General features: G+C 41.2%; 30 protein-coding genes and 1 pseudogene. 1 reads left to right on the plus strand and 30 read right to left on the minus strand.

The features are described from left to right. Nucleotides 1-186: 186 nt before the first annotated feature. The 29 genes from rplQ to rpsJ all read right to left on the minus strand — a co-directional run bounded on the left by rplQ (nt 187) and on the right by rpsJ (nt 14,991). Nucleotides 187-573, minus strand: coding sequence for a 50S ribosomal protein L17 (rplQ, locus tag ACHBGV_RS03195; RefSeq protein ID WP_024532345.1), 387 nt, complete (start codon nt 571-573; stop codon nt 187-189). 15 nt (nt 574-588) lie between these two features. Next, on the minus strand, nt 589-1,527 hold the full coding sequence (locus ACHBGV_RS03200; protein ID WP_105111778.1) for a DNA-directed RNA polymerase subunit alpha: 939 nt from the start codon (nt 1,525-1,527) through the stop codon (nt 589-591). 44 nt (nt 1,528-1,571) lie between these two features. After that, nucleotides 1,572-1,955 (minus strand): 30S ribosomal protein S11, encoded by a 384-nt coding sequence (rpsK, locus tag ACHBGV_RS03205; RefSeq protein ID WP_004195509.1) that lies wholly within the window; start codon nt 1,953-1,955, stop codon nt 1,572-1,574. A gap of 17 nt (nt 1,956-1,972) precedes the next feature. Continuing rightward, complete coding sequence (gene rpsM / locus ACHBGV_RS03210; protein ID WP_002936622.1) at nt 1,973-2,338, minus strand: 30S ribosomal protein S13; 366 nt, start codon at nt 2,336-2,338, stop codon at nt 1,973-1,975. A 19-nt stretch (nt 2,339-2,357) separates the two neighbouring features. Continuing rightward, nucleotides 2,358-2,474, minus strand: coding sequence for a 50S ribosomal protein L36 (gene rpmJ, locus ACHBGV_RS03215; protein WP_001808836.1), 117 nt, complete (start codon nt 2,472-2,474; stop codon nt 2,358-2,360). 24 nt (nt 2,475-2,498) lie between these two features. Next, nucleotides 2,499-2,717 carry a translation initiation factor IF-1 gene (gene infA, locus ACHBGV_RS03220; RefSeq protein WP_002936627.1) on the minus strand — a complete coding sequence of 73 codons (219 nt, stop codon included), beginning with the start codon at nt 2,715-2,717 and terminating at the stop codon, nt 2,499-2,501. 121 nt (nt 2,718-2,838) lie between these two features. Next, nucleotides 2,839-3,480, minus strand: a complete 642-nt coding sequence (locus tag ACHBGV_RS03225; protein WP_105122395.1) for an adenylate kinase — start codon at nt 3,478-3,480, stop codon at nt 2,839-2,841. Between the two features lie 93 nt (nt 3,481-3,573). After that, nucleotides 3,574-4,884: a preprotein translocase subunit SecY gene (secY, locus tag ACHBGV_RS03230; protein ID WP_105122396.1), complete on the minus strand. Its 1,311-nt coding sequence runs from the start codon at nt 4,882-4,884 to the stop codon at nt 3,574-3,576. A gap of 13 nt (nt 4,885-4,897) precedes the next feature. Beyond that, nucleotides 4,898-5,338: a 50S ribosomal protein L15 gene (rplO, locus tag ACHBGV_RS03235; RefSeq protein WP_105107796.1), complete on the minus strand. Its 441-nt coding sequence runs from the start codon at nt 5,336-5,338 to the stop codon at nt 4,898-4,900. Nucleotides 5,339-5,481: 143 nt separating this feature from the next. Then, nucleotides 5,482-5,664, minus strand: coding sequence for a 50S ribosomal protein L30 (rpmD, locus tag ACHBGV_RS03240; RefSeq protein WP_002936638.1), 183 nt, complete (start codon nt 5,662-5,664; stop codon nt 5,482-5,484). Between the two features lie 14 nt (nt 5,665-5,678). After that, nucleotides 5,679-6,173, minus strand: a complete 495-nt coding sequence (gene rpsE / locus ACHBGV_RS03245; RefSeq protein ID WP_105111775.1) for a 30S ribosomal protein S5 — start codon at nt 6,171-6,173, stop codon at nt 5,679-5,681. A gap of 18 nt (nt 6,174-6,191) precedes the next feature. After that, nucleotides 6,192-6,548 (minus strand): 50S ribosomal protein L18, encoded by a 357-nt coding sequence (gene rplR, locus ACHBGV_RS03250; protein ID WP_002936641.1) that lies wholly within the window; start codon nt 6,546-6,548, stop codon nt 6,192-6,194. An 88-nt stretch (nt 6,549-6,636) separates the two neighbouring features. After that, on the minus strand, nt 6,637-7,173 hold the full coding sequence (gene rplF, locus ACHBGV_RS03255; RefSeq protein ID WP_002936644.1) for a 50S ribosomal protein L6: 537 nt from the start codon (nt 7,171-7,173) through the stop codon (nt 6,637-6,639). A 285-nt stretch (nt 7,174-7,458) separates the two neighbouring features. Beyond that, the gene (rpsH, locus tag ACHBGV_RS03260; RefSeq protein ID WP_024532337.1) at nt 7,459-7,857 is read right to left on the minus strand and encodes a 30S ribosomal protein S8; all 399 of its coding nucleotides are present in this window, start codon (nt 7,855-7,857) and stop codon (nt 7,459-7,461) included. 309 nt (nt 7,858-8,166) lie between these two features. Further along, nucleotides 8,167-8,352: a type Z 30S ribosomal protein S14 gene (locus tag ACHBGV_RS03265; RefSeq protein WP_002936651.1), complete on the minus strand. Its 186-nt coding sequence runs from the start codon at nt 8,350-8,352 to the stop codon at nt 8,167-8,169. Between the two features lie 14 nt (nt 8,353-8,366). Beyond that, nucleotides 8,367-8,909: a 50S ribosomal protein L5 gene (gene rplE / locus ACHBGV_RS03270; RefSeq protein ID WP_002936653.1), complete on the minus strand. Its 543-nt coding sequence runs from the start codon at nt 8,907-8,909 to the stop codon at nt 8,367-8,369. A 23-nt stretch (nt 8,910-8,932) separates the two neighbouring features. Continuing rightward, nucleotides 8,933-9,238, minus strand: a complete 306-nt coding sequence (gene rplX / locus ACHBGV_RS03275; protein WP_002936656.1) for a 50S ribosomal protein L24 — start codon at nt 9,236-9,238, stop codon at nt 8,933-8,935. A gap of 84 nt (nt 9,239-9,322) precedes the next feature. Then, a complete protein-coding gene (gene rplN / locus ACHBGV_RS03280) occupies nt 9,323-9,691 on the minus strand; it encodes a 50S ribosomal protein L14 (RefSeq protein ID WP_002936658.1) in 369 nt (122 codons plus the stop codon). A gap of 24 nt (nt 9,692-9,715) precedes the next feature. Continuing rightward, nucleotides 9,716-9,976 carry a 30S ribosomal protein S17 gene (rpsQ, locus tag ACHBGV_RS03285; protein WP_000440801.1) on the minus strand — a complete coding sequence of 87 codons (261 nt, stop codon included), beginning with the start codon at nt 9,974-9,976 and terminating at the stop codon, nt 9,716-9,718. 23 nt (nt 9,977-9,999) lie between these two features. After that, nucleotides 10,000-10,206 carry a 50S ribosomal protein L29 gene (gene rpmC, locus ACHBGV_RS03290; protein ID WP_002936659.1) on the minus strand — a complete coding sequence of 69 codons (207 nt, stop codon included), beginning with the start codon at nt 10,204-10,206 and terminating at the stop codon, nt 10,000-10,002. Nucleotides 10,207-10,215: 9 nt separating this feature from the next. Then, nucleotides 10,216-10,629, minus strand: coding sequence for a 50S ribosomal protein L16 (gene rplP, locus ACHBGV_RS03295; RefSeq protein WP_002936660.1), 414 nt, complete (start codon nt 10,627-10,629; stop codon nt 10,216-10,218). 3 nt (nt 10,630-10,632) lie between these two features. Further along, nucleotides 10,633-11,286 (minus strand): 30S ribosomal protein S3, encoded by a 654-nt coding sequence (gene rpsC / locus ACHBGV_RS03300; RefSeq protein WP_002936661.1) that lies wholly within the window; start codon nt 11,284-11,286, stop codon nt 10,633-10,635. A 12-nt stretch (nt 11,287-11,298) separates the two neighbouring features. Beyond that, nucleotides 11,299-11,643, minus strand: coding sequence for a 50S ribosomal protein L22 (gene rplV, locus ACHBGV_RS03305; protein ID WP_002936662.1), 345 nt, complete (start codon nt 11,641-11,643; stop codon nt 11,299-11,301). Nucleotides 11,644-11,660: 17 nt separating this feature from the next. Next, entirely contained in the window at nt 11,661-11,942 is a 282-nt protein-coding gene (gene rpsS, locus ACHBGV_RS03310; RefSeq protein WP_000533766.1) for a 30S ribosomal protein S19, read from the minus strand. A gap of 101 nt (nt 11,943-12,043) precedes the next feature. Then, on the minus strand, nt 12,044-12,877 hold the full coding sequence (gene rplB, locus ACHBGV_RS03315) for a 50S ribosomal protein L2 (RefSeq protein ID WP_002936663.1): 834 nt from the start codon (nt 12,875-12,877) through the stop codon (nt 12,044-12,046). 17 nt (nt 12,878-12,894) lie between these two features. Continuing rightward, nucleotides 12,895-13,194, minus strand: coding sequence for a 50S ribosomal protein L23 (locus ACHBGV_RS03320; protein ID WP_004195491.1), 300 nt, complete (start codon nt 13,192-13,194; stop codon nt 12,895-12,897). Continuing rightward, nucleotides 13,194-13,817, minus strand: coding sequence for a 50S ribosomal protein L4 (rplD, locus tag ACHBGV_RS03325; RefSeq protein WP_004195490.1), 624 nt, complete (start codon nt 13,815-13,817; stop codon nt 13,194-13,196). The genes ACHBGV_RS03320 and rplD overlap by 1 nt, the downstream gene beginning before the upstream one ends. A gap of 24 nt (nt 13,818-13,841) precedes the next feature. Further along, the gene (gene rplC / locus ACHBGV_RS03330; RefSeq protein WP_024415739.1) at nt 13,842-14,468 is read right to left on the minus strand and encodes a 50S ribosomal protein L3; all 627 of its coding nucleotides are present in this window, start codon (nt 14,466-14,468) and stop codon (nt 13,842-13,844) included. A gap of 214 nt (nt 14,469-14,682) precedes the next feature. Further along, nucleotides 14,683-14,991 (minus strand): 30S ribosomal protein S10, encoded by a 309-nt coding sequence (rpsJ, locus tag ACHBGV_RS03335; RefSeq protein ID WP_002939332.1) that lies wholly within the window; start codon nt 14,989-14,991, stop codon nt 14,683-14,685. Between the two features lie 292 nt (nt 14,992-15,283). On the opposite strand from rpsJ, the pseudogene ACHBGV_RS03340 reads away from it, so the two are divergent. After that, a pseudogene (locus ACHBGV_RS03340) lies at nt 15,284-15,591 on the plus strand (IS481 family transposase); the annotation flags it as partial. On the opposite strand, the gene ACHBGV_RS03345 reads toward ACHBGV_RS03340, so the two are convergent. Continuing rightward, nucleotides 15,551-15,922, minus strand: a complete 372-nt coding sequence (locus tag ACHBGV_RS03345; protein ID WP_394719578.1) for a nucleotidyltransferase family protein — start codon at nt 15,920-15,922, stop codon at nt 15,551-15,553. The pseudogene ACHBGV_RS03340 and the gene ACHBGV_RS03345 overlap by 41 nt on opposite strands. Nucleotides 15,923-16,341: the final 419 nt, after the last annotated feature.

Consider the following 16,341-nt stretch of genomic DNA (forward strand, 5'->3'; position numbering starts at 1 on the left):
ACATTCATAGTTAACAAGAGCTAAAAAACGCCTGCTTACGAAATTATTCTAGCTTAGAGTAATTTCGTAAACAAGCGTCAAATCAATATGATGAGTGTTACCGCTGGGGCAGGCCCAGCGGTAGACCAGAGCTAGACTAAGAAGATTTCTCTTCCATCATCATAACACTCAACAAAATTGATGATCTTATACAAGTTCGATAATTGCCATTGGGGCAGCATCACCACGACGTGGTTCAGTTTTAAGGATACGAGTGTATCCACCATTGCGCTCAGCATAACGAGGTGCGATTTCTGAGAACAATTTTTGAAGAGCTGTAGTAGCTGTGTACTTATCAGTTGCTTCATCGTAGTTTTCAGATGCAATTTCGTTACGAACAAATGCAGCAGCTTGACGACGTGCGTGCAAGTCACCACGTTTACCAAGTGTGATCATTTTTTCAACTGTTTTACGGATTTCTTTAGCACGAGCTTCAGTTGTAACGATTGATTCGTTGATCAAAAGGTCAGTTGTCAAATCGCGCAACATTGCTTTACGTTGTGAGCTAGTGCGTCCTAGTTTACGGTATGCCATGATTTCCTCCTATATTTATTTATCATTTTTCAATCCAAGACCGAGTTCAGCAAGTTTAATCTTCACTTCCTCAAGACTCTTACGGCCCAGATTGCGCACTTTCATCATTTCTGGCTCAGTTTTCTCTGTCAAGTCAAACACAGTATTGATGCCTGCACGTTTAAGACAGTTGTATGAGCGAACAGAAAGATCCAATTCTTCGATCGTACGATCAAGCATACGGTCATCAGATGCTGTTTCAGATTCTTTCATCACTTCAGCTGATTTTGCAACTTCAGTCAAATCTGTAAAGAGACCCAAGTGCTCCATCAAGATACGAGCAGAAAGCCCAAGTGCATCTTCAGGAATAATTGTACCGTTTGTACTGATTTCAAGTGTCAATTTGTCAAATCCATCGTTGCTACCAACACGAGCTGGCTCAACTTGATAATTGACTTTTGTAACTGGCGTATAGATTGAATCTACCGCAAGTGTACCTACTGGTGCATCATCTTTCTTATTGCCTTCAGCTGGTACATAACCGCGACCTGCATTTACAGTTAAAATCGCTTTAAATGTTGCACCTTCAGCAATTGTGAAGAGATAATGATCAGGATTTACAATTTCAATATCACTATCTGTAAGAATATCACCTGCTGTTACCGCAGCTGGACCTACTACATCAAGTTCAATTTTCTTTTCGTCTTCGACATAAGATTTTACAGCAATGCCTTTGATGTTAAGAATGATTTGCATAACATCTTCACGGACACCTGGAACTGTGTCGAATTCGTGGAGTACACCATCAATCTTAATTGATGTTACTGCAGCACCCGGAAGTGAAGCAAGAAGTACACGACGAAGAGAGTTACCAAGAGTTGTTCCGTAACCACGTTCAAGCGGTTCGACTACAAATCTGCCGTAATCTTTATTTTCATCAATTTTTGTTATTGTTGGTTTTTCAAACTCAATCATTTCTTACTCCCTCTTAAACGAAAAGCTGTGTATGGTTGGTATGATTATACACGGCGACGTTTTGGAGGACGAGCACCATTGTGTGGTACAGGAGTCACATCACGAATTGCTGTTACTTCAAGACCAGCGGCAGCAAGAGCGCGGATAGCAGACTCACGACCTGAACCTGGGCCTTTAACGGTAACTTCAACTGTTTTAAGACCGTGTTCTTGTGCAGATTTAGCAGCTGCTTCTGAAGCCATTTGGGCTGCGAATGGTGTAGATTTACGTGAACCTTTAAAACCAAGAGCACCAGCTGATGACCAAGCAATAGCGTTACCATGCACATCAGTAATCATAACAATAGTGTTATTAAATGTAGCGTGAATATGTGCAATACCAGATTCGATATTCTTTTTCACACGACGTTTACGTGTTGGTTTAGCCAATTTTTCTACCTCCTATATTATTTTTTCTTACCTGCAATCGCAACGGCTTTACCTTTACGAGTACGAGCATTGTTTTTAGTGTTTTGTCCACGGACAGGAAGTCCACGACGGTGACGGATTCCACGGTATGAACCGATTTCCATCAAACGTTTAATGTTCAAGTTAACTTCACGACGGAGGTCACCTTCAACTTTGATTGCATCAACTTCACGACGAATAGCATCTTCTTGATCTGATGTCAAATCTTTCACGCGTACATCTTCTGAAATGCCTGCAGCTGCAAGAATTTTTTTAGATGTTGCAAGACCGATACCGTATACGTATGTCAATGAAATAACTACACGTTTGTCATTTGGAATGTCAACTCCAGCAATACGAGCCATGTTTTCTCCTTTCTATATTTTAACCTTGACGTTGCTTGTGTTTAGGGTTTGCTGGGCAAATCACCATAACACGACCATTACGACGAATAACTTTGCAGTATTCGCAAATTGGTTTGACCGATGGTCTTACTTTCATGTTTTATCCCTCCAAGTATTTCGGCTATTTAAAGCGGTATGTGATACGTCCACGAGTCAAGTCATACGGACTAAGCTCAACAGTTACGCGGTCTCCGACCAAAATACGAATGTAGTTCTTACGGATTTTACCAGAAACAGTTGCAAGGACTTGGTGTCCATTTTCCAACTCAACAGTAAACATAGCATTTGGCATTGTATCAACTACTTTGCCTTCAATTTCAATCACATCTTCTTTTGCCATGCAAAAGTATCCCCTCTCTAAATATCGATTTGATGCCCTCTGAACACAGAGGTAACAATTATAAGTCAGACTAGGCTATTTTATCACTTTCACAAGAAAAATGCAAGCCAAATCCATTAGATTATTTTAAATTTGACAAGACTGTGTCAATTGCTTGGAAAACAAGTTCGATGTCTTGGTCTCCCTCAATATCATGGACCAAACCTTTGGCACGATAGTGGTCAATAATTGGTTGACCTTGGGCAATATTGACCTCCAAACGGCGTTGAACAGATTCAGGCTTATCATCTTCACGCTGATAGAAATCTTCTTCTTTATAATCTCCAACAGGTGGGTTAAAGATTTTATGGAAGGTTTCACCGGTTTCTTTATGGATGATTCGACCGCTAAGACGCTCAACCAATTTAGATGGATCGATTTCAATGTTGATAACACCCTGAAGTTCAATTCCTAGATCTGCTAGGTTGGCATCCAAGGCATGCGCTTGTTCAATCGTACGTGGGTAACCATCTAGCAAGAAACCTTTTTCCTTGATGTCGTCTTGCACCAAACGCTCTTTGACGATACCATTGGTTACTTCGTCCGGAACCAAGTCGCCTTTGTCGATATACGATTTAGCAAGTAACCCCATTTCCGTTTGATTAGCCATAGCAGCACGGAACATATCGCCTGTAGAAATGTGAGCAACATTAAATTTTTCAACAATCTTAGCCGCTTGAGTCCCTTTACCAGCACCTGGCAAACCCATAATTAAAAGATTCATGACAAACTCCTTATTTTGTTTTCACATAAATTTGCCACAATTGACAAACTTATCTAAAAACAAAATAGAAGGTTGACTAGGTCAACCTATATTCTATTCTGTTACGTTCATAAAGCCTACATATTTTCTCTTGAGAAGGTATCCCTCCAATTGCTTGATACCCTCGATACTTGTCATAATCAAGATAATCAAACTAGTACCCAGGAAGGCAATATTGGAAGAAAGACCAAAAATATTTTGAGCAAGAATTGGTAACAAGGCTACAAAACTCAAGAACAAGGCACCAACTGTCGCCAGACGTTTCAACAGGACAGAGAAATACTTCTCCGTTCCATTACCTGGACGAACACCGTGGATATATGCCGCACTTTTTTGAAGACTCTCTGCCGTTTTCTCAGGATTTACCTGTACAAATGTATAGAAAAAGGTAAAAATGATAATCAATCCAGCATATACCAGCATCCCTTTAACAGTGGAATAATCAAAATACTCTTGAATACCTAGTAACCAACCCGCACTTCTGTTTTGACTAGCAAAAAATTGAATCAAAGAACTTGGTAGTGCAGTGATAGACCCGGCAAAGATAACGGGGATAACGCCTGCAGGATTCAATTTTAAGGGAAGATATGAGCTAGATGGCGCACCTTGAGCACGTTTTGTATATTGAATCGGAATCTTGTATTCAGCTTGTTGAATGTAGGTTGTAAAATAGACTACAAACAAGATGAGTACAATCAAAAGTCCAACATAAATGATGGATTCTGTAATCCGACTAGCCTCAATATTGACAAAACGGTCGATATAAATTTCTCTAAAAGTATCTGGCAAGGATGAAATGATTCCCGCAAAGATAATCATTGATGTTCCGTTACCATAGCCCTTATCAGAAATTTGTTCTCCCAACCAAGTCACAATGACAGAACCGGTTGCCAAGATAGAACCCAGCAAAAGATAGGTCTGCCAAGTCATTGGCATATTGGTCAGTCGTGCTCCTGATAGGGCATTAAAGCTGGCGATAATCCCCATGGATTGGACAAAGGCCAAAACCAAGGAAATATAGCGAGTCGCCTGGTTTAATTTCCGACGACCAACCTCGCCCTGCTTGCCCCACTCTACAAACTTCGGCAAAATGTCCATCTGAAGCAGTTGAACAATAATCGAAGCCGTGATATAAGGGCTGACACCCAGTGCAAAAACAGAGAAATTTTTCAAAGCGTTACCCGAAACCAAACTCATCATGTTTAGGAAGGGAACGTTTGACAATGCTTCTAAGCTTTTGGCATTGACACCAGGAACGGTGATATGTGTACCAATCCTGAACACCAAAAGGATAAAAATTGTAAATAAGATTTTCTTACGAACAGCTTTTACTTTTAGAGCATCTGTTAAAAGTTTAAAAAACATAGGCGGTCACCTCTTAGATGACTTCTACTGAGCCACCTTTAGAAGTGATTGCTTCTTCAGCTGATTTAGAGAATTTAGCAGCTTTCACTGTCAATTTCTTCGTCAATTCGCCGTTACCAAGGATTTTAACACCTGATTTTTCAGCTTTAACGATACCAGCTTCGATAAGTACAACTGGTGTTACTTCAGCACCATCTTCAAAAGCGTTCAATTGATCAAGGTTAACGATTGCGTATTCTTTAGCGTTGATGTTTGTAAATCCACGTTTTGGAAGACGACGGAACAATGGAGTTTGTCCACCCTCAAAACCTGGGCGAACACCGCCACCGCTACGAGCTTTTTGACCTTTTTGACCACGGCCAGATGTTTTACCGTTACCTGATGATGTACCACGACCTACACGGTTGCGGACTTTACGTGAACCTGTTGCAGGTTGCAATTCATGAAGTTTCATTATATATTTCTCCTCTTTTATATGCTAGCGCCTGTGGGGAGTTAGAGTAAGCCGCCCACAAACTCGCTTCTATCAAAATTGACTAGAAGTCGCAAAGATTTCTCCATGCGACCTAGTCTGTTTATTGTTAACTTTAGTATAAGTTACTTAACTTCTTCAACAGTTACCAAGTGAGAGATAGCGTTCACCATTCCAAGAATAGCTGGGTTATCTTCCTTAACAACTGAAGAGTTCAATTTACCAAGTCCAAGTGCAACAACTGTTTTACGTTGCTCTGGTTTGCGACCGATTGGAGACTTAGTCAAAGTAATTTTAATTTGAGCCATGAGTATCTCCTTTCTTATGCTAAATCAGAAACTGAGATGCCACGAAGTGCAGCCACTTCTTCAGCACGTTTCAATTGTTTCAAACCTTCAACAGTTGCACGAACGATGTTGATTGGTGTGTTTGAACCGAGTGACTTAGATGTCACATCAGCGATACCAGCCAATTCGATTACGGCACGAGTTGCACCACCGGCAGCAACCCCAGAACCTTCTGAAGCTGGTTTCAACATAACACGAGCTCCACCGAATTCTGAACGAACTTCGTGAGGAATAGTTGTACCAACCATTGGTACCTCGATCATGTTTTTCTTAGCAGATTCAACTGCTTTGCGGATAGCTTCTGGTACTTCTTGAGCTTTACCAGTACCGAAACCTACGCGACCGTTACGGTCACCAACAACCACAAGAGCTGCGAAGCGAAGACGACGTCCACCCTTAACAACTTTTGTAACACGGTTGATGGCTACTACGCGTTCTTCAATTTCAACTGCGTTATCTTTGAATGCCATTTCTTAGTGTCCTCCCTATTAGAATTTCAATCCGTTTTCACGAGCTGATTCAGCCAAAGCTTTCACACGTCCGTGATAGAGATATCCACCGCGGTCAAAGACCACTTCAGAAATACCTTTAGCTACCGCGCGTTCAGCAACGAGTTTACCTACAACAACAGCTTGTTCTGTCTTAGTACCTTTTGAAACTTCTTTATCAAGAGTAGAAGCGCTTGCGAGCGTTACACCCGCTACGTCATCAATCACTTGAGCGTAGATGCCTGTATTAGAACGGAAAATGTTCAAACGTGGGCGAGCAGCAGTTCCAGAGATTTTACCGCGAACGCGACGATGGCGTTTTTGGCGGATTTTGTTTTTATCTGGTTTTGAAATCACAATATTCACCTCTTAATGTATGATTCTGTTTCTTGCGAAACAATTTGAGAAATAGTCAGCCAGGTGGCTAAGCCACCTCAGCAAGCTATTATTTACCTGTTTTACCTTCTTTACGGCGAACGAATTCACCAACGTAGCGGATACCTTTACCTTTGTATGGCTCAGGAGCGCGAAGGCTACGGATGTAAGCAGCTGTTTGACCAACAACTTCTTTGTTGATACCAGACACGACGATTTGTGTTGGTGTTGGAACTTCAAATGTAATACCTTCTGGTGCAACCACTTCATCTGGATGCGATTTACCAACAGCAAGTGTCAATTTGTTACCAGCCAATTGAGCACGGTAACCGACACCACGCATTTCAAGTTCTTTTTTGAAGCCTTCAGAAACACCAACAACCATGTTGTTGAGGTTAGCACGGCTAGTACCGTGAATAGTCTTCATTTCTTTTGAATCGTTTGGACGGTGAAGAGTAACTTCTGTACCTTCCACACGGATTTCAATAGCAGTTGGGAATTCACGAGTCAATTCCCCTTTAGGTCCTTTTACAGTTACCACGCCGTTGTTTTGAGCAAGCTCAACGCCAGCAGGCAATGTAATTACTTTATTACCAATACGTGACATATTTTTTAATTCTCCTGTTAAATTATCAGGCCGTCAAGCGACCAGTTTTCACGGGGGCTCATTTAAACACGGTCAATAGCCCGTGTTCGATTGAGCATGGTTACATGATACTAAATAATCAGTAAGTCTGATTTGAACACGCACGAAAAACTGGTTCTCCCGCGTTTTTGTATCATCCTTTTAGGTTTCAATTTCTAAATGTGGCAAGGCAGAGCGACGCAGACCATACTTGAGTATGTCAAGACGCTCTAACACAGGCACATGACGAAATTGGAAGCTAAAAGATTACCAAACGTAGGCGACAACCTCTCCACCAACGTTCTTTTGACGAGCTTGTTTGTCAGTCAAAAGACCTTCTGATGTTGAGATGATTGCGATACCAAGTCCGTTAAGAACTTTTGGAATATCTTCACGTTTTGAGTAAACACGAAGACCTGGTTTTGAAACGCGTTTCAAGTTAGTGATAACTTTTTCACCGTTTGGTCCGTATTTCAAGAATACGCGGATGATGCCTTGTTTGTCATCTTCGATGAATTCAACGTTTTTCACAAAACCTTCGTTTTTAAGGATTGTAGCAATACCTTTTTTGATGTTTGATGCAGGAACTTCAAGCACTTCGTGTTTTGCTTGGTTAGCGTTACGAATACGTGTCAAAAAATCTGCAATTGGGTCAGTCATAACCATTTGTTGTTTCTCCTCTTACTAGCAGTTTGATTAGGTCACTTGCTAGTTAATTCATGATACAAAGGGCGCTAAAAGCCAACGTGAAAATAGAAAACTTGACGTAGAAACTCTGGTTTCAAGAAAAGTTAGTCTTTTTCACACAGGCTTTCGCCCGTGTTCAAATCGGCAAGCAAACTTTGTATCGAGTTTGTTTATAAAATTGAGTTCGAGCTACAACCTTTGCAAAGAAGATAGACTTTTCCTAGAAGTAAACTTCTGCGTCAAATCTCCTATCTTTGCGTTGGTTGCTGAACGCTCTCACATCTTATCTTACCAAGAAGCTTTTGTTACGCCAGGAATTTGTCCAAGGTAAGCCAAGTCGCGGAAGCATACACGGCACAATTTGAATTTGCGGTAAACTGAGTGTGGACGTCCACATTTTTCACAGCGTGTGTAAGCTTGTGTAGAGAACTTAGCTGGGCGTTTGTTCTTAGCGATCATTGATTTTTTAGCCATTTATTCTCTCCCTCTTATTTTGCAAACGGCATACCAAGGCCAGTAAGCAATGCACGTGATTCTTCGTCAGTGTTAGCAGTTGTAACGATAACGATATCCATACCGCGAGTTTTATCAACATCGTCGAAGTTGATTTCTGGGAAGATCAATTGCTCTTTCACACCAAGTGTGTAGTTACCACGTCCGTCAAATGACTTAGTTGGTACACCGTGGAAGTCACGTACACGTGGAAGTGAAACTGTAACCAATTTGTCCAAGAACTCATACATACGTTCGCCACGAAGAGTTACTTTCGCACCGATTGCAACACCCTCACGAAGACGGAAGCCGGCGATTGATTTCTTAGCTTTAGTGATAAGTGGTTTTTGACCTGAGATCAAAGCCAATTCTTGAGCAGCTTTCTCAAGGTTTTTAGCGTTAGAAACAGCGTCACCAACACCCATGTTCAAAACGATCTTATCAACTTTTGGCACAGCCATAACTGAAGAATAGTTGAATTGTTCAGTCAAAGCAGGAACTACTTCATTAAGATATTTTTCTTTTAAACGATTTGCCATTATACTTCTCCTTTCCTTCGTGATTAATCAAGCACTTCGCCTGATTTTTTGTTGTAGCGAACTTTTTTGCCGTCTACAAACTTGTAACCAACGCGTCCTGCAACACCATTTTTGTCAAGAACTTGAACGTTTGACACATGGATTGGAGCTTCTTTTTCAACGATAGCGCCTTGAGGGTTTTCGCTGTTTGGTTTTTGGTGTTTCTTAACGATGTTAACACCTTCAACAATAACTTTGTTTACTTTTGGAAGTGCTGTTACGACAACTGCTTCAACGCCTTTGTCTTTACCAGCGATTACGCGAACTTTATCGCCTTTTTTTACAAACATTTGATTTCTCCTATGATTTCTTACGCCCTAATGGGCACCCTGGTTAGTGATTTAACCAGGGGACTTAGTTTGTTAGATTCTAAATTAAAGTACTTCTGGTGCCAATGAAACGATTTTCATGAAACCGCCATCACGCAATTCACGTGCCACTGGGCCAAAGATACGAGTTCCGCGAGGGTTTTTGTCTTCACGGATGATAACTGCTGCATTCTCATCGAATTTGATGTATGAACCATCTGCACGACGAGCACCTGTCTTAGTACGAACGATAACGGCTTTGACAACGTCACCTTTTTTAACCGCACCACCAGGAGTAGCTTGTTTTACTGAAGCAACGATGATGTCGCCGATGTTCGCGAATTTACGTCCTGAACCACCAAGAACTTTGATTGTCAAGATTTCACGTGCGCCACTGTTGTCAGCAACTTTCAAACGAGTTTCTGTTTGAATCATGTCAATTTTCTCCTTTCAGGTTGATTAAATGATAACTGCCTCTTCCACAACTTCTACAAGACGGAAACGTTTTGTAGCTGAAAGCGGGCGAGTTTCCATGATACGAACGATATCGCCTTCTTTAGCAACATTGTTTTCATCATGAGCTTTGTACTTTTTAGAGTAGTTAATACGTTTACCATAGACTGGGTGGTTACGTTTTGTTTCAACTACAACTGTGATTGTTTTGTCCATTTTGTCAGATACTACGCGTCCAACAAGAACTTTACGATTATTGCGTTCCATTGAAATTCTCCTTTCCCAATCTATTATTTAGTTTCAGATTGCACAGTTTTGATACGTGCAATTTGTTTCTTCACTTCGTTCAAACGAGCAGTTTGCTCAAGTTGACCAGCAGCAGCTTGGAAACGAAGTTCGAAGAGTTCTTTCTTCAATTCGTTTTCTTTCTTAGCAAGTTCTTCTTGAGAAAGGCCACGAAGTTCTTTTACAAAATCTTTAATTTCTTGAAGTTTCATGTCTTCTCCTTATTCTGCTTCACGTTTTACGAATTTAACTTTAACTGGCAATTTGTGACCAGCAAGGCGGAATGCTTCACGTGCAATTTCTTCAGAAACGCCAGCTACTTCAAACATAACCTTACCGCGTTTAACTGGAGCTACCCAGCCTTCAGGAGCACCTTTACCAGAACCCATACGTACACCGATAGCTTTAGCAGTGTATGATTTGTGTGGGAAGATTTTAATCCAAACTTTACCACCACGTTTCATGTAACGCGTCATAGCGATACGGGCAGCTTCGATTTGGCGGTTTGTAATCCATGAGCTAGTAGTTGCTTGAAGACCGTATTGACCAAAGTCTACTTGTTTTCCACCTTTAGCTTCACCGCGCATTTTTCCACGGAATTCACGACGGTGTTTTACACGTTTAGGTACTAACATTTGTTATTTACCTCCTTTAGTGTTTTTACGAGCTGGAAGAACTTCACCACGGTAGATCCATACTTTAACACCAAGTTTACCGTAAGTTGTCAAAGCTTCTTCCCAAGCGTAGTCGATATCCGCACGAAGTGTATGAAGAGGAACAGTTCCTTCTGAGTAGCCTTCTGCACGGGCAATATCAGCACCGTTCAAACGACCAGAAACTTGTGTTTTGATACCTTTTGCACCAGCGCGCATTGCACGTTGGATAGCTTGTTTTTGAGCACGACGGAATGCCACACGTTGCTCCAATTGACGAGCGATTGACTCACCAACAAGGTGTGCATCCAAATCAGGTTGTTTGATTTCGATGATGTTGATGTGTACTTGCTTACCAGTCAATTTGTTCAATTGAGCACGAAGTGCATCAACGTTACTACCAGCTTTACCGATAACCATACCTGGTTTAGCAGTGTGGATAGAAACGATAACTTTGTTTACAGCACGTTCGATTTCGATTGTTGATGTTGACGCATCAGCCAATTCTTTTTTGATAAAGTTGCGGATTGCAAGATCTTCATGAAGGTAATCCGCGTATTCTTTTTCAGCATACCATTTAGCATCCCAATCACGGATGATGCCAACACGCATACCAATTGGATGTACTTTTTGACCCACGTTTTTACCTCCTTATTTCTCTGCCACAACTACAGTGATGTGAGCTGTGCGTTTGTTGATTGGTGAAGCAGAACCTTTCGCACGTGGACGGAAACGTTTCAACGTTGGCCCTTCGTTTGCGAATGCTTCGCTGACTACCAAGTTAGCTTTTTCCAAACCAAAGTTGTTTTCAGCGTTAGCGATTGCTGAGTTCAAAACTCCCTCGATAATGCCTGCAGCTTTGTTTGGTGTGAATTTCAAGATTGCGATTGCGTCTGCTACGCTTTTGCCACGGATGTTATCCAAGACAAGACGTGATTTACGAGGTGAAACACGTACTGTGCGAGCAGTTGCTTTAGCTGAAGTAATTTCTGCCATTGTGTTTTCCTCCTAAATTATTTACGACGAGTTTTCTTGTCGTCAGCAGCATGACCTTTGTAAGTACGAGTTGGTGCAAATTCACCAAGTTTGTGACCTACCATGTCTTCTTGAATGTATACAGGTACATGTTTACGTCCATCGTAAACTGCGATTGTATAACCGATGAAACTTGGGAAGATCGTTGAACGACGTGACCAAGTTTTAATTACTTTTTTCTTTTCGTCATTTGCTTGAGCTTCAACTTTTTTCATCAAATGCTCATCGACGAAAGGTCCTTTTTTAAGACTACGTCCCATTTTAGTATTTTCTCCTTTAAAATATGTACCACAGCGGCTTGCCCGCTTTGCGGGCTACCGAGTTGGCGGATGATATAGAATGCTATGCAACTAAGAATATATTATTTTTGGTTGCGACGACGAACGATAAGTTTGTCAGATTTAGCTTTCTTGTTACGAGTTTTCAAACCAAGAGCTGGTTTACCCCATGGTGTAGATGGTGCTTTACGACCAACTGGTGCTTTACCTTCACCACCACCGTGTGGGTGATCGTTAGGGTTCATCACAGAACCGCGAACTGTTGGACGGATACCTTTCCAACGGCTACGACCTGCTTTACCAAGGTTAACAAGGCCATGTTGTTCGTTACCTACAGTACCAACAGTAGCACGGCAAGTACCAAGGATCATACGAACTTCACCTGATTGAAGGCGAACAAGAACGTATTTACCTTCTTGACCAAGAACCTGTGCAGATGCACCAGCAGCACGAACCAACTCACCACCGCGACCTGGTTTCAACTCGATGTTGTGAACAACAGTACCGACTGGGATGTTTGCAAGTGGAAGTGCGTTACCAACTTTGATATCTGCTTCTGGACCTGAAACGATGCGTTGACCAACTTCAAGACCTTTAGGAGCAATGATGTAAGCTTTAACACCGTCTGTGTAGTGTACAAGAGCGATGTTTGCTGAACGGTTTGGATCGTACTCGATAGTTTTAACGATTGCTTCAACGCCATCTTTGTTACGTTTGAAGTCTACCAAACGGTAGAAACGTTTGTGACCGCCACCTTGGTGACGAACAGTGATGCGACCGTTGTTGTTACGACCAGCTTTGCTCTTCAAAGCAACAAGCAAGCTTTTTTCTGGAGTGCTTGTTGTGATTTCAGCGAAGTCCAAAGAAGTCATGTTACGACGGCCATTTGTCGTTGGTTTATAAACTTTAATACCCACGTTAATTCCTCCTTTGATTATTCAGCGTCAGCTGTAGCGAACAATTCGATCGCTTTTGAATCAGCAGCCAATGTGATGATTGCTTTTTTCACTTTGTTTGTGCGACCTACATAACGACCTACGCGTTTTGTTTTAGGTTTCACGTTGATTGTGTTAACATTTGCAACTTTAACACCCTCGAATGCAGCTTCAACAGCTTGCTTGATCAAGAGTTTGTGTGCACGAGTGTCAACTTCAAATACATACTTGCCTGCTTCGAGTTGGCCCATTGAGCTTTCTGTGATGACAGGTTTTTTGATAACATCATACAAATTCATTATGCAAGAACCTCCTCAATTTTAGAGATAGCTGCTTGAGTTACAAGAAGTTTGTCTGCATTTGCGATGTCAAGTACGCTTGCAGTTGTTGCAGTTGCAACTTTAACTCCTGGGATGTTACGAGCAGAAAGAGCTGCGAATTCGTTGCCTTCTTCAAGAATAACAAGGACTTTAGAATCAATGCTCAATGCTGCAAGTACTTTTGCAAATTCAGCAGTTTTTGGAGCTGTGAATTCAAGTGAGTTAACAGCTACAAATTTGTTTTCAGCAACTTTTTCTGAGTAAACAGATTTAAGTGCCAAGCGACGAACTTTTTGTGGAAGTTTGTACGCGTATGAACGTGGAGTTGGTCCGAAGACTACGCCACCGCCACGCCATTGTGGTGAACGGATAGAACCTTGACGAGCACGTCCAGTTCCTTTTTGACGCCATGGTTTGCGTCCGCCACCTGAGACTGCTGAACGGTTTTTAACTGCGTGAGTACCTTGACGAAGGCTAGCACGTTGGCTGATGATCACATCAAATACAACTGCTTGGTTTGGCTCGATACCAAAGATCGCATCGTTAAGAACTACTTCACCAGCTTGTTTACCAGTTTGGTCAAATAATGTTACGTTTGCCATTTCGACTGATTTCCCCTTTCCTTATTATTTACCAGCTTTAACTGCTGACTTGATAGTGATAAGAGATTTCTTAGCACCTGGTACGTTACCTTTGATAAGGATAACGTTCTTTTCTGGAACAACTTGTACAACTTCAAGGTTTTGAATTGTTACACGGTTGCCGCCCATGCGACCTGCAAGGTTTTTACCTTTGAATACACGGCTAGGTTCAATAGGACCCATAGAACCTGGACGACGGTGGTGACGAGAACCGTGAGCCATAGGACCACGTGATTGACCATGGCGTTTGATAACACCTTGGAATCCTTTACCTTTAGATGTACCAGTTACATCAACAACATCACCAGCTGCGAAAGTTTCAACTGTAATTTCTTGTCCAACTTCCAAGCCTTCAATGTTTTTGAATTCACGAATGAAGCGCTTAGGAGCTGTGTTAGCTTTAGCTACATGGCCTTTGGCAGGTTTGTTGCTCAATACTTCGCGTTTGTCATCAAAACCAACTTGAACTGCCGCATAACCGTCAGTTTCAACTGTTTTCACTTGAAGAACAACGTTTGGAGTTGCTTCGATGACAGTTACAGGGATAAATTCACCAGATTCAGTGAAGATTTGAGTCATTCCCACTTTTTTCCCTAAGATTCCTTTTGTCATGAGAAAAATATTCCTTTTCTTAATTTTGTATTTAAAAAGTTTTTAACGAGCGTTTTTCATGCTCAAATATAAGATACTAAAGGCATCAAACTCAAGATGAAAATAAGAAACCCGACGAAGAAACGGTAGTTTCTAGGAAGATTTGTCTTTTTTCACACAGAGTTTAGCCTGTGTTCAATTAGAACACTCGCTTTACTCAGTCGTATCTAGCTGATTAAAGTTTGATTTCTACGTTTACACCACTTGGAAGATCCAATTTCATCAAAGCATCAACTGTTTTTTGAGTTGGGTTGATGATGTCGATCAAACGTTTGTGTGTACGCATTTCGAACTGCTCACGAGAATCTTTGTACTTGTGAGTCGCACGGATGATTGTGTAGAGGCTACGTTCTGTTGGAAGTGGAACTGGACCTGCTACTTGAGCACCTGTACGTGTTGCAGTTTCAACGATTTTTGCAGCTGCTGTATCAAGTGTACGGTGTTCGTACGCTTTCAAGCGGATGCGGATTTTTTTGTTTGCCATCTTTTTCTCCTTTTCGTCTATTTAAGATAATAGGCTAGCTCCACAAGAAAACCAACACGTGTTGCGTGGCAATGCAACCGAGCGTGTCGCAACCTCTTGCATCAAAGCTACAGCCGTAATTTTTACGGCACTAGAACATTCTATCAAATTATATTGTGCATTGCAAGAGTTTTTACTTAAAAATTTAAAAATCAAATGTAGCGTTACAATAGATGTGAAACTTCTAGAAGTCAAAAAGAAGATTCCTTGATATGATAAGAGTACCACCACTCATCAAAAAAGGAATCTTCTCATGACTAGTATATCACAAAATCTTCGCTATTTACCACATACTCTAGAAACACGTTACCACGCTGTTAAAACCTACCAAAATGGTGCCTCTGTCGCCTTCATCTGTCGACGTTACAAAGTTTCAAAAGCCTCTCTTATGCGCTGAAAGACCGTTCTCATCGTCCTCTAACACCGCATCCAAAGGCTCATACCGAGAAAGAGCTGACATGGATTAAAAACTGCATCAAAAGAAATCCAAACGCAACCCTAATCGAAATCTTCTACAAGCTCAAAACCAACAAGGGATATGATAGGCACCCTTTGACGATTGATAAGGAGAGGTATCCGGGCTACGAATGTGCATAAATACTTGATTCTTAATTTCCCACTGATATTCCGGATATCTTTGTCGCAAATTTGCTTCTAATTCTTTTGTTGCTTGATGCGATATTTTCTCATCGTAAAAGATTAAATCAACATCCGTATTTTTATCAAAACGATAGTGATTCCAGATAAAATTACGAATTGTTCCTGCACAAATCCACGAGTCCGCTAAGTCTAAATCCTTTACAATCCCCAAAATCCTAATGATATCAGGGTCTTTTAACAAATATCTTTCTAACTCATCTTTCATACAATCCTCTACCTTCAAGTTGTTCATTGATTTTAGTGTTATTTTTACTAGCTTCCATAAGAAAAAATCGTTAGAAATATCATTCTAACGACGGGGAGCAGATCAAAATATTCACCGGACCTTAATTCGTTCTTTGGTTTTCAAATTCATGATAAAAAGGGCCACCCGGACCTAGTTTTGCTCTCCTGTTTTTCAAGCAAAAGATAAAAAGGTCCCCCGGACCTTAATTCGTTCTTTGATTTGCAAACTCATGATAAAAAGGTCCACTGGACCTTTTTCAGACTGAAGACAAAGTCGTTAGAATTGTATTTCTAACGGCTTTTTCATATGTAAAGTAGTATAATAGAGTTAGGAATAAAGAGAACGCTTAGAAGGAGAATCGCTATGTTACACAAAGAAAATCCAGACTACAATCGCGGTCAATTTGGTTTCTACAGTTTAGATGA

The organism is Streptococcus sp. A34 (genome assembly GCF_043674115.1).
GTDB lineage: Bacteria > Bacillota > Bacilli > Lactobacillales > Streptococcaceae > Streptococcus > Streptococcus suis_V.